This is a genomic window from Burkholderia sp. NFPP32 (genome assembly GCF_900119325.1).
Classification (GTDB): Bacteria; Pseudomonadota; Gammaproteobacteria; order Burkholderiales; family Burkholderiaceae; genus Burkholderia; species Burkholderia pyrrocinia_C.
The window spans coordinates 237,945-251,445 of sequence record NZ_FPJP01000010.1 but is presented as its reverse complement, the minus strand read 5'-3'; the positions used below and the strand labels follow the sequence as shown (position 1 = coordinate 251,445).

10 protein-coding genes and 2 pseudogenes are annotated in these 13,501 nt (G+C 66.3%); 5 read left to right on the top strand and 7 right to left on the bottom strand.

Translation table 11 applies throughout. The features are described from left to right. A pseudogene (locus BT264_RS20560) lies at nucleotides 1-316 on the top strand (IS5/IS1182 family transposase); the annotation flags it as partial. A 38-nt stretch (nucleotides 317-354) separates the two neighbouring features. Here BT264_RS20560 and BT264_RS20555 read toward each other — a convergent pair. The 7 genes and pseudogenes from BT264_RS20555 to glcD all read right to left on the bottom strand — a co-directional run. Beyond that, nucleotides 355-654: pseudogene (locus tag BT264_RS20555) on the bottom strand (histidine kinase); the annotation flags it as partial. A gap of 176 nt (nucleotides 655-830) precedes the next feature. Then, entirely contained in the window at nucleotides 831-2,396 is a 1,566-nt protein-coding gene (locus BT264_RS20550) for a sensor domain-containing diguanylate cyclase (RefSeq protein ID WP_072439895.1), read from the bottom strand. 565 nt (nucleotides 2,397-2,961) lie between these two features. Continuing rightward, nucleotides 2,962-5,136 carry a malate synthase G gene (locus BT264_RS20545; RefSeq protein WP_072439897.1) on the bottom strand — a complete coding sequence of 725 codons (2,175 nt, stop codon included), beginning with the start codon at nucleotides 5,134-5,136 and terminating at the stop codon, nucleotides 2,962-2,964. Between the two features lie 231 nt (nucleotides 5,137-5,367). Continuing rightward, nucleotides 5,368-5,772, bottom strand: coding sequence for a GlcG/HbpS family heme-binding protein (locus tag BT264_RS20540; protein WP_072439899.1), 405 nt, complete (start codon nucleotides 5,770-5,772; stop codon nucleotides 5,368-5,370). Between the two features lie 20 nt (nucleotides 5,773-5,792). After that, on the bottom strand, nucleotides 5,793-7,013 hold the full coding sequence (gene glcF, locus BT264_RS20535; protein WP_072439901.1) for a glycolate oxidase subunit GlcF: 1,221 nt from the start codon (nucleotides 7,011-7,013) through the stop codon (nucleotides 5,793-5,795). Between the two features lie 19 nt (nucleotides 7,014-7,032). Next, nucleotides 7,033-8,109 (bottom strand): glycolate oxidase subunit GlcE, encoded by a 1,077-nt coding sequence (gene glcE, locus BT264_RS20530; protein WP_072439902.1) that lies wholly within the window; start codon nucleotides 8,107-8,109, stop codon nucleotides 7,033-7,035. Next, the gene (gene glcD, locus BT264_RS20525) at nucleotides 8,109-9,608 is read right to left on the bottom strand and encodes a glycolate oxidase subunit GlcD (protein ID WP_072439904.1); all 1,500 of its coding nucleotides are present in this window, start codon (nucleotides 9,606-9,608) and stop codon (nucleotides 8,109-8,111) included. Before glcD ends, glcE begins: the two co-directional genes overlap by 1 nt. Nucleotides 9,609-9,832: 224 nt before the next feature. Between glcD and glcC the strand changes: the two genes are divergently transcribed. From glcC to BT264_RS40050, 4 genes are all read left to right on the top strand, one after another. After that, the gene (gene glcC, locus BT264_RS20520; RefSeq protein ID WP_072439906.1) at nucleotides 9,833-10,603 is read left to right on the top strand and encodes a transcriptional regulator GlcC; all 771 of its coding nucleotides are present in this window, start codon (nucleotides 9,833-9,835) and stop codon (nucleotides 10,601-10,603) included. A gap of 654 nt (nucleotides 10,604-11,257) precedes the next feature. Further along, on the top strand, nucleotides 11,258-12,019 hold the full coding sequence (locus BT264_RS20515) for a hypothetical protein (RefSeq protein ID WP_072439908.1): 762 nt from the start codon (nucleotides 11,258-11,260) through the stop codon (nucleotides 12,017-12,019). A 61-nt stretch (nucleotides 12,020-12,080) separates the two neighbouring features. Further along, entirely contained in the window at nucleotides 12,081-12,464 is a 384-nt protein-coding gene (locus BT264_RS20510) for an ATP-dependent protease (RefSeq protein ID WP_072440275.1), read from the top strand. A gap of 473 nt (nucleotides 12,465-12,937) precedes the next feature. Continuing rightward, complete coding sequence (locus BT264_RS40050; RefSeq protein WP_072439910.1) at nucleotides 12,938-13,339, top strand: hypothetical protein; 402 nt, start codon at nucleotides 12,938-12,940, stop codon at nucleotides 13,337-13,339. Nucleotides 13,340-13,501 lie beyond the last annotated feature (162 nt).

The following is a 13,501-nucleotide window of genomic DNA, read 5'->3' as shown; positions in this document are numbered from 1 at the left end:
CGTCGATCGCGGCTACAAGGGTGTCGCCGTCGAGGGCGTGAAGATCTACCACCCGGGATTGCGGCGCGGTATCACGCGAGGGCTGCGCGCGATGATTCGCAGGCGAAGCGCGATCGAGCCTGCCATCGGTCACATGAAGGCGGACGGCAAACTTGATCGGAACTGGCTCAAAGGCGCGCTCGGCGATGCGATGCACGCGGTGCTGTGCGGCGCCGGCCACAACCTGAGAATGATCCTCAGGAAGCTGAGGCTTTTTTACGCCCTTGTTCTGATCGCTTTGCTCAACCGCTCGACGGCTACCGTCGTCGCGACATAACAGCCAGCGTCGCACAAAACGAATTATTCAGGCCCGACGAAGTAGCCGTCGGGCCCGAAATCCATCTTCTGCAGCATCGCGAGCGCCTGCGTGCGCAGCAGCGCGTCGTCGCGCGCATTGCGGCCGCTCGCGTCGTAGAGCGGCATGATCGCGCTCGTCGCGAGCTCGACGTAGTGCTTCAGCTCGACTTCCTTGCTCGACAGGTACGCGGCCTGGATCGTCGCGTGCTGCGTGCGCGCGAGCGACGTCGCCTGCTGGCGCACGCCGAAGCCGATGCCGGCGATCGCGAGCAGGAACGGCACGATGGCCAGAAGGAAGATCTTTGCCTTGAGTCTCATGGTGGTGTGAAGCGGCCGCGAACCGGTGCGGCCGGCCAGGTGCGGCCGGCCAGGCGTGGACCGGCCGGGCGCGTCAGCCGCGCGGGGCGGCGTATCGAGCCGACATTGTCGGCGATTTTGCACGTGGGTGGCTGCGACCAGGCGGCCACCCCGCCACGGCTCGGGTGCACGCGCGCTCAGGCCCGCCGCGACTCGAGATTGTCGGGGGACGCGCCCGCCAGTACGACGATGCGGTTGCGCCCGCCTTCCTTCGCGCGATACAGCGCATCGTCGGCGAGCTTCAGCGCGGCTTGCATGTTGTCGTCGAGTTCGGGATAGCTCGTCGTCACGCCGATGCTCACCGTCAGGCGGCCGGCCGTGCCGGCGTCGTGCCGGATGCCGAGATCGAGGATGCCCGTGCGGATCGTCTCGGCGATCGTCACCGCGCCGTCGGTGTCGACGTCGGGCAGCACCACGACGAACTCCTCGCCGCCGTAGCGCGCCGCATAGTCGGCCGGGCGGCGCAGGCAGCCGCCGATGCAATGGCCGACCGCGGCGAGCGCATCGTCGCCGGCCTGGTGGCCCTGCGTGTCGTTGTAGCGCTTGAAGTAATCGACGTCGATGAACAGCAGCGACAGCGCATGCTGCGAGCGCGCGGCGCGGCGCCATTCGCGCGCGAGCGTGACGTCGAGCATCCGGCGGTTGTCGAGGCCCGTGAGGCCATCGGTGCGCGCGAGCGCCTGCAGCTCGGTTTCCGCGCGATGGCGCTTGCGCAGCTGCACGTCGAGCAGCAGCGACAGGCCGACGAAGCCGATCGCGAGCGCGACCATCGCGGAGCCGATCGGAATCGCACGGTCGTACCACGCGGCGTAGGTGTCCGCTTCCGAGCGCGCGACCATGACGATGAGCGGCAGGTGATCGAGGTGCCGGAACACGTACAGGCGCCGCACGCCGTCGATCGTCGCGGTGTCGGCGAAGCTGCCTTCGCTGGCGGTCATGAAATGCCTGAACGTGCTGGCGCGGCTGATGTCGCGGCCGACGATCTTCGGGTCGTACGGTTCGCGCGCGAGCATCAGGCCGCGCGTGTTGATCAGCGCGACCGAGCCGCGGTCGCCGAGCGACAGGCGCGAGAACAGGTTCTGGAAATATTCGAGCCGGATCGACATCACCGCGACGCCGCCGAACGACCCGTCGGGCTTCGTGATCCGCCGGCTGAGCGCGATGCTCGGCGAGCCGTCGCGCAGCCGCGAATGGTACGGGGGGCTGACGTACAGGCCGACGTCGGGCCGGTCGCGATGCACGGTGAAGTACGGCTCGTTGCCGAAGTTGGCCTTGCGCGGCACGTCGCCCTTGCCGTCGACCGCGATGTCGCCCTTTGCGTCGAGCACGTAGATGCCGCCGAGGTACTTGGCCGTCGTCGCGCGGTCGAACAGCACCTGGCGGCGCAGCGGCATCGGCAGCGCGATGACCGCGGGGTCGTTCGCGCCTTCGACGACGGCCTGCAGCGACAGCGAATAGATCTCGATGTTGCGCTCGATGTCCCACGACGCCATCAGCGCGAGGTTCTGCTGCATCGTGCGCGAGCGGTCGCGCGCGTCGATGCGGCCTTCGTACAGCACGATTCCGCACAGGAGCAGAAGGAGCAGCGCGATCAGCAGCCCCGTATAGAAGATCAGGTGCGGCAGCAGGAACCGGCGCAGATGAGCGGCGACACGGCTTGTCCGGCCGGATTCGCTGGGCATTGCGTAGTCGGTTTCTGCCATGGTCCGTGGATCGATGGGCATCGTCGCCAGGCGGCGGGCCGATGCGATTGTTCGTATGACGTGTCGGCAGCGATCCGGTGCGCGGCCCTCTTCCGGCGCCTTCTTCCCGCCCGGCGGAGAAAATGGACACCGATTATCTGTAATCGCGACCAGATATACCGGTAAATCATGCATTCATTGGCGGCATCTGCCGCGATTCGACGATCCGACGAATCGGGCGGCGCGGATTCAACGGAGTATAACGCGCGCATTCGCGTGCGCGGAAAATGTTGCGACCCGTTGATCGGGGTCAAATTACCGTGAAATCCCGGGCTTGCAAATATCGGGCAGAGCGTTACTGCGCAAGGTTTTGCCGCGTGGCGGGTGCAGCGTGCCGCGTACGGCCGCCGATTCAGGCGGATTAACGGCCGGCGCACGCGAAACTTGAAAGCGCGCGATATGTTCCGATTATCGGTTTCAACATACGGTTTCAACAGCCGCGCGAACGTAAAAATGAAAAACGGGCTGCGACGAGGGCCGCCCGTTTCGCGGAGCCGGCATGCGGGACGGGCCCGCATGCGCATGCTCAGGCGCCGTGCTGTTGCGCCTTGAACGCGAGCCGGAACCGGTGCAGCAGCGGCTCGGTATAGCCGCTCGGCTGCGACGTGCCCTGCAGCGCGAGCGCGCACGCGGCCTTGAACGCGGTCGACTGGTCGTAGCCGGGCGCCATCGGGCGATAGTTCGAGTCGCCGGCGTTCTGCTGGTCGACGACGCGCGCCATCCGCTTGAACACGTCGAGCACGAAGGCCTCGGTGATCACGCCGTGGCGCAGCCAGTTCGCGATGTGCTGGCTCGAAATGCGCAGCGTCGCGCGGTCTTCCATCAGGCCGACGTCGTGGATGTCCGGCACCTTCGAGCAGCCGACGCCCTGTTCGACCCAGCGCACGACGTAGCCGAGGATGCCCTGCGCGTTGTTCTCGACCTCCCGCAGAATCTCGTCTTCGCTCCATTCGGCACGCTCGACGACCGGCACGGTCAGCAGGCCTTCGAGCAGCGCGTCGCGTTCGCTCGCGTACGGCGTCTTTTCGAGCTCCTGCTGGACGGCCTGCACGTCGACGAGGTGGTAGTGCAGCGCGTGCAGCGTCGCGGCGGTCGGCGACGGCACCCACGCGGTGTTCGCACCCGCGCGCGGGTGCGCGATCTTCTGCTCGAGCATCGCGTGCATCAGGTCCGGCATCGCCCACATGCCCTTGCCGATCTGCGCGCGGCCGCGCAGGCCGGCCGACAGGCCCGCGAGTACGTTGTTGCGCTCGTACGACGTGATCCAGGCCGACGACTTCATGTCGCCCTTGCGGATCATCGGGCCCGCTTCCATCGCCGTGTGCATCTCGTCGCCGGTGCGGTCGAGGAAGCCGGTGTTGATGAACGCGACCCGCGCGGCGGCGGCCGCGATGCACGCGGCGAGGTTCACGCTGGTGCGGCGCTCCTCGTCCATGATGCCCATCTTCAGCGTGTTGCGCGGCAGGCCGTACAGATCCTCGATGCGCGCGAACAGCGTATCGGCGAACGCGACTTCGACCGGGCCGTGCATCTTCGGCTTCACGATGTAGATCGAACCCGTGCGCGAGTTGCGCTTCGCCTTCAGGTCGTGCAGCGCGCACAGCGTCGTGACGACGCCGTCGAGGATACCTTCCGGAATCTCGTTGCCGTCGCGGTCGAGCACCGCGCCGTTGGTCATCAGGTGGCCGACGTTGCGCACGAACAGCAGCGAGCGGCCGTGCAGCGACAGCGTGCCGCCGTCGGGCGTCGTGTAGTCGCGGTCGGCGTTCAGGCGACGCGTGAAACTCTTGCCGCCCTTCGCGACTTCCTCGACCAGCGTGCCCTGCATCAGGCCGAGCCAGTTGCGGTAGAGCTGGACCTTGTCGTCGGCGTCGACCGCCGCGACCGAATCCTCGCAGTCGATGATCGTGCTGACCGCGGCTTCGAGCACGACGTCCTTCACGTTCGCGAGATCGGCGCGGCCGATCGGCGTCGACGCGTCGATCTGGATCTCGATGTGCAGGCCGTTGTGCTTCAGCAGGATCGCGGACGGCGCGTCGGCCGTGCCCTGATAGCCGACGAACAGCGCCGGCTGTGCGAGATGCACGACACCCTTCGCGGTTTCGACGGCGAGCTGGCCGTCCTGCACGCGGTAGCGCAGCGCCTCGCGGTGCGAGCCGCTCGCGAGCGGCGCCGCGTTGTCGAGCACGTTGCGCGCGTAGTCGATCACGCGCTGGCCGCGCGTCGGGTTGTAGGTCGCGGTGCGTTCGGCGCCGCCGTCCTCGGGCAGGGCGTCGGTGCCGTACAGCGCGTCGTACAGGCTGCCCCAGCGGGCGTTCGCGGCGTTCAGCGCATAACGCGCGTTCGACAGCGGCACGACGAGCTGCGGGCCGGCCTGCGTGGCGATCTCGCTGTCGACGTTCGCGGTGGCTGCCGCGACGTTCGACGGGACCGGTACGAGGTAGCCGATTTTTTCGAGGAATGCGCGATAAGCGGCGTGGTCGCGCACGGGGCCGGGGTGCGCGCGGTGCCAGGTGTCGAGTTCCTGCTGCAGGCGGTCGCGTTCCGCGAGCAGTTCGCGGTTGCGCGGCGCCAGATCGTGCACCAGGGCCGAGAAACCGCTCCAGAATGCGGCCTTGTCGATGCCGGTGCCCGGCAGTGCTTCGTTTTCAATGAACTGGCTCAGCGCTGGCGCGACTTGCAGTCCTGCTTGGTCGATCATCGTTATCCTCCCGGGAAAAATGCGCGCGCGCGGCTAGAGGGCCTGTTCACGCTAATAACGGGCAAGGCTCGTTCCCCTGATCGGAAAATCATTTGTGGGGCTGGCCACCAGAAGGGCCGATCGCTGCGTCATGCTCCTTGCGAATACGTCGAGTATTCGCTTCGTCGCAGTCCTTGCGCTCGGCCCTTCTGGTGGCCAGCGCAAGCCCGTTATTAGCGTGAACAGGCCCTCCTATGTCGCGACGCTTTGTGTGCCGGCGCGGGCGATCTGCGCGTCCTGCTCGGACTTTACGCCAGACACGCCGATCGCGCCCGCAATCCGGCCGCCGACCGTGACCGGCACGCCGCCTTCGAGCAACCCCGTCAGCGGCACGCTGAGAAACGCGGTGCGGCCACCGTTGATCATATCCTCATAAGCCTTCGTCTCGCGACGGCCGAGCGCCGCCGCGCGCGCCTTGTCCTGCGCGATAGTCGAGCTGGCCGGCGATGCGCCGTTCAGCCGCGCGAACGCGAGCAGGTGGCCGCCGTCGTCGACGACGGCGATCGACACGGCCCAGCCGTGGCGCTCCGCTTCCGCGCGCGCGGCGGCGAGCATGCGGTCGGCATCGGCGAGTTCAAGTTCAGGTTTTGTCTGCATGGATGTCCTCCGGAACCAGGTCAGTTGACGAGCCGATTGTCGACGAGCTCGATCCAGTGGCGCACCGGCGTGCGGCCCGCGCCGTTCAGGTGAGTCTGGCAGCCGACGTTGGCCGTGACAATCAGGTCCGGCCGCGCGGCTTCCAACGCATCGAGCCGGTTGTCGCGCAGTTGCGTCGCGAGTGCGGGCTGCGTCAGCGAATACGTGCCGGCCGAGCCGCAGCACAGGTGGCCGTCGGCGACATTCGTCAGATCGAAGCCGAGCCGCGTCAGGATGCTTTCGACCGCGCCGCCGAGGCGCTGCGCGTGCTGCAGTGTGCACGGGCAGTGGACCGCGACGCGGCGTGGCGTCGCATCGGCCAGCGCGTCGAGCGGCTCGGCCGCGATCACCTCGGCGAGATCGCGCGCGAGCGCGCTGACGCGGCGCGCCTTCTCCGCATAGACGGGGTCGGAGCGCAGCAGGTCGCCGTATTCCTTGACGAACGCGCCGCAGCCGCTCGCCGTCAGCGCGATCGCTTCCGCGCCGGCTTCGATCGCGGGCCACCACGCGTCGATGTTGCGGCGTGCGCGGGCGAGGCCGGCGTCCTGTGCGTTCAGATGATATTCGGTCGCGCCGCAGCAGCCGGCTTCGCGCGCCGGGCTCACGCTGATGCCGAGCCGGTCGAGCACGCGCGCGGCGGCCGCATTGGTGTTCGGCGACAGCGCGGGCTGCACGCAGCCTTCGAGCATCAGCACGCGCCGCGCGTGACGCACGGCCGGGCGCGGCGCGGCCGCGGGCACGGCGGCCGGGATCTTGTCCTGCAGCGCGCCGGGCAGCAGCGGGCGCAGCGCGCGGCCGGCCTTCAATAACGCGGCGAACGTCGCCGGGCGCGGCACCACGTGACGCAGCCCCGCGCGCAGCAGGCGCTCGCGCGCGGGACGCTGCGCGCGCTTCTCGGCTTCCGCGCGGCCGATGTCGAGCAGCGTGTGGTAGCGCACGCCGGACGGGCAGGTCGTCTCGCAGTTGCGGCAGGTCAGGCAGCGGTCGAGATGCTGCTGCGTGCGCTCGCCGCACGGCTCGCCTTCGAGCAGTTGCTTGATCAGGTAGATGCGGCCGCGTGGCCCGTCGAGCTCGTTGCCGAGCACCTGGTAGGTCGGGCAGGTCGCATTGCAGAAGCCGCAGTGCACGCACGCGCGCAGGATCGCTTCCGCTTCGTCGGCCCGGGCGAGGGCCTTGCTTGCTTCGCTGAGATTGGTTTGCATCGGCGGGTCGCTTCGAAGGTCAGAGGTCGGCGTACAGGCGCCCGGGATTGAAAATCGCGTGCGGGTCGAGTTGCGCCTTGAGTTGCCGATGCACCCGCAGCAGCGCGCTCGGCAGCGGCTGGAACGGCTCGTGCGTCGTGCCCGGCGTGAAGCAGGTCGCGTGGCCGCCCCATTGCGCGGCGAGCCGCTGCACGTCGGCCGGCGCGGCATCGCTTTTCAGCCAGCGCTGGGCGCCGCCCCAGTCGACGAGTTGCGCGCCGGGCCACGCGTCGAGCGGCGCGGCGCACGGCACCGACACGCGCCACAGCGGGCGCGGATCGTCGAAGAACGGCAGCGCGAGATCGCGCAGCCGTGCCCAGAACGCGTCGCCGATGTCGTCCATCCGGTCGCCGCCGATCGTGTCGCTCGCGGCTTTTACCGAGCCCTCGCCGCCTTCGATCCGCACGCGCAGCACGCCGTCCGCGTGGCACGCGCCCGCGAGCGGCAGCCCCGCGCGCCGCCACGCGGCGACGCGCTGCACGGCTTCGCCGGCAGCGAGCGGCAACGCGAGATCGCACGTCGCGCGCGGTTTCGGCAGCACTTTCAGCGACACCTCGGTCACGACGCCGAGACAGCCGAAGCTGCCGGCGAGCAGCCGCGACACGTCGTAGCCCGCGACGTTCTTCATCACCTCACCGCCGAAGCGTAGGTGCTTCGCGCGGCCGGTGATCACGCGGCAGCCGAGCACGAAGTCGCGCACCGCGCCGACCCACGGGCGGCGCGGCCCCGACAGCGCCGCCGCGAACATCCCGCCGACCGTTGCCGCGCCGCCGAACGCGGGCGGCTCGCACGGCAGCATCTGGCCGGCCGAATCGAGCATCGCTTCGAGATCGGCGAGCGGTGTGCCCGCGCGCGCGGTGACGACGAGCTCGGTCGGGTCGTACGCGACGACGCCGCGATGCGTGCGCACGTCGAGTGTGCGGCCTTCGACGGGGCGGCCGAGGAACGCCTTGGTGCCGGCGCCGCGGATGTGCAGCGGCTGGCGGTCGCGGAGCGCGGCGTCAACCTGGGCGACGAGCGCCGCGCTGTCGTCGATCGATTCGATTTCGCGTCGCATCAGAAGCGCTCCAGTTCGGGAAACGGCAGCTTGCCGTGATGGACGTGCATCGCGCCGAATTCGGCGCAACGGTGCAGCGTCGGGATGTTCTTGCCGGGATTGAGCAGCCTCTGCGGATCGAATGCGGCCTTCACTGCGTGGAAGAACGTGATTTCGTCGGCGTTGAACTGCACGCACATCTGGTTGATCTTCTCGCGCCCGACGCCGTGCTCGCCGGTGATGCTGCCGCCCGCCGCGACGCACAGCTCGAGGATCCGGCCGCCGAGCGCTTCCGCACGGTCGAGCTCGCCGGGCCGGTTCGCGTCGAACAGGATCAGCGGGTGCATGTTGCCGTCGCCCGCATGGAACACGTTCGCGACCGGCAGCCCGTATTCGGCGGACAGCGCGGCGATCCCTTCGAGCACGCGCGGCAGCTCGCGGCGCGGGATCGTGCCGTCCATGCAGTAGTAGTCGGGCGACATGCGGCCGACCGCGGGGAACGCGTTCTTGCGACCGGCCCAGAAGCGCTGCCGCTCGGCCTCGTCGCGTGCGACGCGGATCTCGGTTGCGCCCGCGTCGCGCAGCAGCGTGGCGACGCGTCCTGCATCCTCGTCGACGTCGCTCGCCGCGCCGTCGAGCTCGCACAGCAGGATCGCCTGCGCGTCGACCGGATAGCCCGCGTGGATGAAATCCTCGGCCGCGCGGATCGCGAGGTTGTCCATCATCTCGAGGCCGCCGGGAATCACGCCCGCGCCGATGATCCGCGCGACCGCCGCGCCGGCCTCGGCGACGTCGTCGAAGCTCGCCATCAGCACCTTCACGCACGGCGGCAACGGCCGCAGCTTCACGGTCACTTCCGTGACGATGCCCAGCATGCCTTCGGAGCCGGTGAACAGCGCGAGCAGGTCGAAGCCCGATGCATCGAGCGCATCGGCGCCGAGCGTGAGCGTGTCGCCGTCGATCGTCAGGATCTCGACCTTCAGGATGTTGTGCACCGTGAGCCCGTATTTCAGGCAATGCACGCCGCCCGCGTTTTCGGCGACGTTGCCACCGATCGAGCACGCGATCTGCGACGACGGATCGGGCGCGTAGTAGAGGCCGTGCGGCGCGGCCGCCTGCGAGATCGCGAGGTTGCGCACGCCGGGCTGCACGCGCGCGGTGCCGGCGTCGGGGTCGATGTCGAGAATCCGGTTGAACTTCGCCATCACGAGCAGGATGCCTTTTTCGAGCGGCATCGCGCCGCCCGACAGCCCAGTGCCCGCGCCGCGCGCCACCACCGGCACGCTGTGCGCGGCCGCGACGCGCAGCACCGCGCGCACCTGCTCGACCGTGTCGGGCAGCACGACCGCGAGCGGCACCGTGCGGTACGCGGCGAGGCCGTCGCATTCGAACGGCTTGAGCGCCTCGCGTTCGTGCAGCACGTCGAGGCCGGGCGCCGCGGCATGCAGCGCGGCGACGAGCGTGTCGCGGCCGACGGTCGCCAGCGGGCCGTCGATCCGTTCGTCATAGATGAAACTCATCGGTCAGTCTCCGTCTCCACCATGCGGGCGGCCGCGCGATGCGCGACACGCCGGATGGACGGGATTCTTGGCGGGCCAGGCGCGCCTGTCCAGACGTCTTCCATGTGGTCGTACCAGTTTTTATGAAGGCACCCGAAAGTCGCCGTGCGGAGAACCAGAAAACCGAATCAGGACAAGGGTTTGTGAGAAAATCGCCGATATCCGTCCAAAGTGGTCGTACCAGTATGGAAATGCAGGATCGAGAGGGGCCGGCGCGGCGCGTGGCCGACGTCGTCGCCGAGCGGATCGAGAATCTGATCGTCGACGGCGTGCTGAAGGCCGGGCAGGCGCTGCCGTCCGAGCGGCGGCTGACCGAGAAGCTCGGCGTGTCGCGCACGGCCGTGCGCGAAGGGATGAAGCTGCTGCACGCGCGCGGGATCATCGACACGATGCACGGCAAGGGTTCGTTCGTCGCGAGCCTGACCCCGCAGCGCGAAATCACGCCGATGATGCATCTGCTCGGCTCGCAGCCGCGCACGCTGTACGACCTGTTCGAGGTACGCGGGATGCTCGAGGCCGAGGCCGCGCGACTCGCCGCGCTGCGCGGCACGCCGGCCGATTTCATCCTGATCAGGCGCCGCTACGACGAAATGACGGCGGCCGACGCGCAGGATCTCGATCCCGCCGCGCGCGCGAAGCTCGATCACGCGTTCCATCTCGCGATCTGCGAGGCGTCGCACAACCCCGTGCTCGTCAACACGCTGCAGTCGCTGACCGACCTGCTGCTCAGTTCGGTGTTCGCGTCGGTGAACAACCTCTATCACCGCGAACCGCTGAAGAAGCAGATCGACCGCCAGCATGCGCGGCTCTACAACGCGGTCACCGGGCGGCTGCCCGAGCAGGCGCGCAAGGCCGCGAGCGAACATATCCGCCAGTGCGTCGAGTATCTGCGCGAGATCGAGCAGGAGGAACAGCGGCTCGTGCGCTCGACGTTGCGGCTCGAAGGGTGGACGTGAGCGGGCGCAGGTGCGTTCGCGCGATGACGTGCGTCAAGCGCGCTGTATTACCGATGCGCTCGTGGAATCCAATATGTCGCAATATGATCTATTCGATGCCCGGCCAGCCGTGGCCCGTGCATGCGGTCGGTCGACATTGACGTTTGGATCGTCGACAATTTCATTGTCGTCCGAACGCTTTCGACAACCGCTACATGACTCGCCCAATCCGACAGCCTGACCTGCTAGTGACGTTCACGCTGACCGCGCTTACGTGGGAGGGCACCTTAAAGCAAGTACGGACGGGCTACCGTCCGGTGTATAAAATTCGGCCAGACTATTGGTCGTCAGCCCATCACGAGTTCGCCGGGAGACGCAGCAACAACGGGTGAGCAATGCTTGGCCGAAGTCTGGCTGGTTACACCCGAGGCCTATCCGCATACGCTTTCGATCGGTCGTAGGCTGGACGTTGCTGAGGGGTCCCGAATCGTCGGTCAGGCCGAGATCGTGCAATCGCAGAATCGTGGAGATCGGCTATTGGAGTAACGCCCCTACGCTTCTTCGTTCTCCTCGGACTTGGTCCGCTGGCCCCGTTCAAGCTTTTCCCCGAAGATCCGTTAACGAGTGCGTCTTGTAAATATCTAGCCGACGAACAGGCGCGGAGATTGGACGCACATGTTACTGAACAAGAGAAGCTTCGCCGCTTTGATGCTCCTGATTTCTATCTCGGGCCATGCAAGCGATACGACGTCCGAAGTCAATAATGAACAACTGGGCGCGGTTAAAACCGTGACGGTGGTCTATCCGGGCAAGGCGGTTTACATCGCATTCGGACCGTCCGGCCCCATTCACATCCCGGTTCCAATTCCAGGTGCTGGCATAGTCGGAGCGCTCGCAACAGGAGCCGTCGCGGGCGCTGTCAACGCCGGGCTCAGCAAGAACGACAACGACTCGCCGACATCACTCAATGACCTTGTCACGGCCAAATTAGGTGATACGGGGCTTAATCGGCACTTCACCGACAGTATCGAAACGGTCCTGCGAAACCATGGCTTCACCGTAAAAGAGGTTGATGCGTCATCGCCAGGCCTCCCCACGATCAAACCGGACGGCCACCTCGTCTTGCACGCAAGCGGCTCGCCCTATCAAGGGAGCGATGCGGTCTTGTTCATTCGCGTCGGAACAGGATATGTAACGCCCGGCCGTTATCACGCGTATACACGCAGAGTGATCGGCGACATTGTCATGTTCAAGAGCGACACATACGATGCCATTCTCCGTCAACATGTCAGTTGGAAGCAGTCTGACGACCCATACAGCTATTCGTCGGTCGAGGCGCTGGAAAGCGATCTTCAACATGCAATCGATGGACTCAACGAAGGCCTGATGGCACAGGTTGATCCGTTCAACAAGTTGTTCGACACGCTTCAGCGCTAAAGAACATCGACGCGTTCGCACAAGATAAAATTGATGTGCGATGACCAACCTGATGGATGGAATGACGACTACATTCGACGAGGCGACAACGGCGGCGATCGCCGCGTTTGCCCAATTGGATTTCTACACCGCTGTGCAAGCGATGCGAGCCGAGGCCGATTACGACCACGAACGAGACCAGTGGATTTCGCGCTATATCGATGAGCACGGCGGCGGCGCGGACGATGCAGCATACGACGCCTTGCACGCGCAGGCCCAGGCAACCCCGGAATACGCTCAGTTCGTCGATGCGGTACGCCGGGACATCCTGGAATACTTCGGCGTGACCGACGATCAACTGGACTGCATGATCCTGCTGCGCAATGACGACAGCGATGAGCTTTGGGCGGAAGTCAACCGACGGCGAAGCGCACTGGGAACCGGTGAAGTGCGCGGGGATCTCTGATCATTGCTTGCCCTTTTGGGGTCTCAAGCCGTGCTGGCCGCGGGGCTCGAGTCAGGTCAGCCACGCGGTGCGCCGGGCTCCCGGTTGTTGCAACCGATCCAATCAAGCGGGGACAAGCTTTCGGATCTTCGGAACGAGTGAGCGTTGTCCCTTGAAAACCGCTTATATGTCGCGCTGGGTCGACCGGCCGCAACGGGTGGCGGACGCCGACTTCACACGGAAGCGCTCGTTCGGCGCCCGTCATGGACGAGATCGCGCCGATAAACGCAAGCGTTGAATTCCGGTCCCAGTCAAAACAGCGGCCGTCTAATCGTGGAGTAGTATTCTCCCATGTCCAAGTTATTGCTCGGCCGCTGCGGCGCACCGCCAACCATCCGTGACGAGGGTGGCAAGCTCATTAAAGGGTTTGGAAACTGCTTCAACAATACGTGCGATGGCGTCGGCCGTGACAACGGCATTGATGGGAATGCATCATGTCAACTGAATGGAAGCACCGTGCCAGGCTGTTTATCCAGCGTTTCTGGCAGCCGACCAGTGCGTGCATGACCTGCATGCCGGGGAGCTGGGGCAGTATTACGAGCGTTGCCCACTGGACGATTGCATTTCATACAGGTCTGCTTACTGGGCTCCTGGCTGTACTTTTGACTTTCACGCCTGCAGCGAAACTCTACGCGCATCGATACGGCAATGCGCTGGTCGTTGGCTTCCTGACAACGCTAGGCGACACCTACTCGCACACGAGTGACTACCGTATCCCCTATGTCGAGCACATCGCGACGGGTGCGATTTCAGGTCTCTTGACACTGGCCGCCTCATATCTCTTCGAAGACCGCGCGCGACGCCTTCGGGCTGTATGGGCTCGAGTTTTCAGATAGCTTATCCGGTGACTTTCTGAACCCTCCTGGCCGAACGGAAAGAGGCTCCCCGGTGTGGCCATGCTTCACGATTGGGAGACTGCGTATGGACAACGGGAGTTCGCGGCCGTTACTCGCATGCCGATTGCCTGGTGATCGTTTGGTCCCGGAAGCTGGCGTTCA

Coding starts and splice junctions, on each gene's coding strand:
- BT264_RS40050 (WP_072439910.1), top strand. CDS start 12,938: ATGTCAACTGAATGGAAGCACCGTGCCAGGCTGTTTATCCAGCGTTTC.
- BT264_RS20510 (WP_072440275.1), top strand. CDS start 12,081: ATGACGACTACATTCGACGAGGCGACAACGGCGGCGATCGCCGCGTTT.
- BT264_RS20515 (WP_072439908.1), top strand. CDS start 11,258: ATGTTACTGAACAAGAGAAGCTTCGCCGCTTTGATGCTCCTGATTTCT.
- BT264_RS20545 (WP_072439897.1), bottom strand. CDS start 5,136: ATGATCGACCAAGCAGGACTGCAAGTCGCGCCAGCGCTGAGCCAGTTC.
- BT264_RS20550 (WP_072439895.1), bottom strand. CDS start 2,396: ATGGCAGAAACCGACTACGCAATGCCCAGCGAATCCGGCCGGACAAGC.
- glcF (WP_072439901.1), bottom strand. CDS start 7,013: ATGCAAACCAATCTCAGCGAAGCAAGCAAGGCCCTCGCCCGGGCCGAC.
- glcE (WP_072439902.1), bottom strand. CDS start 8,109: ATGCGACGCGAAATCGAATCGATCGACGACAGCGCGGCGCTCGTCGCC.
- BT264_RS20540 (WP_072439899.1), bottom strand. CDS start 5,772: ATGCAGACAAAACCTGAACTTGAACTCGCCGATGCCGACCGCATGCTC.
- glcC (WP_072439906.1), top strand. CDS start 9,833: ATGGAAATGCAGGATCGAGAGGGGCCGGCGCGGCGCGTGGCCGACGTC.
- glcD (WP_072439904.1), bottom strand. CDS start 9,608: ATGAGTTTCATCTATGACGAACGGATCGACGGCCCGCTGGCGACCGTC.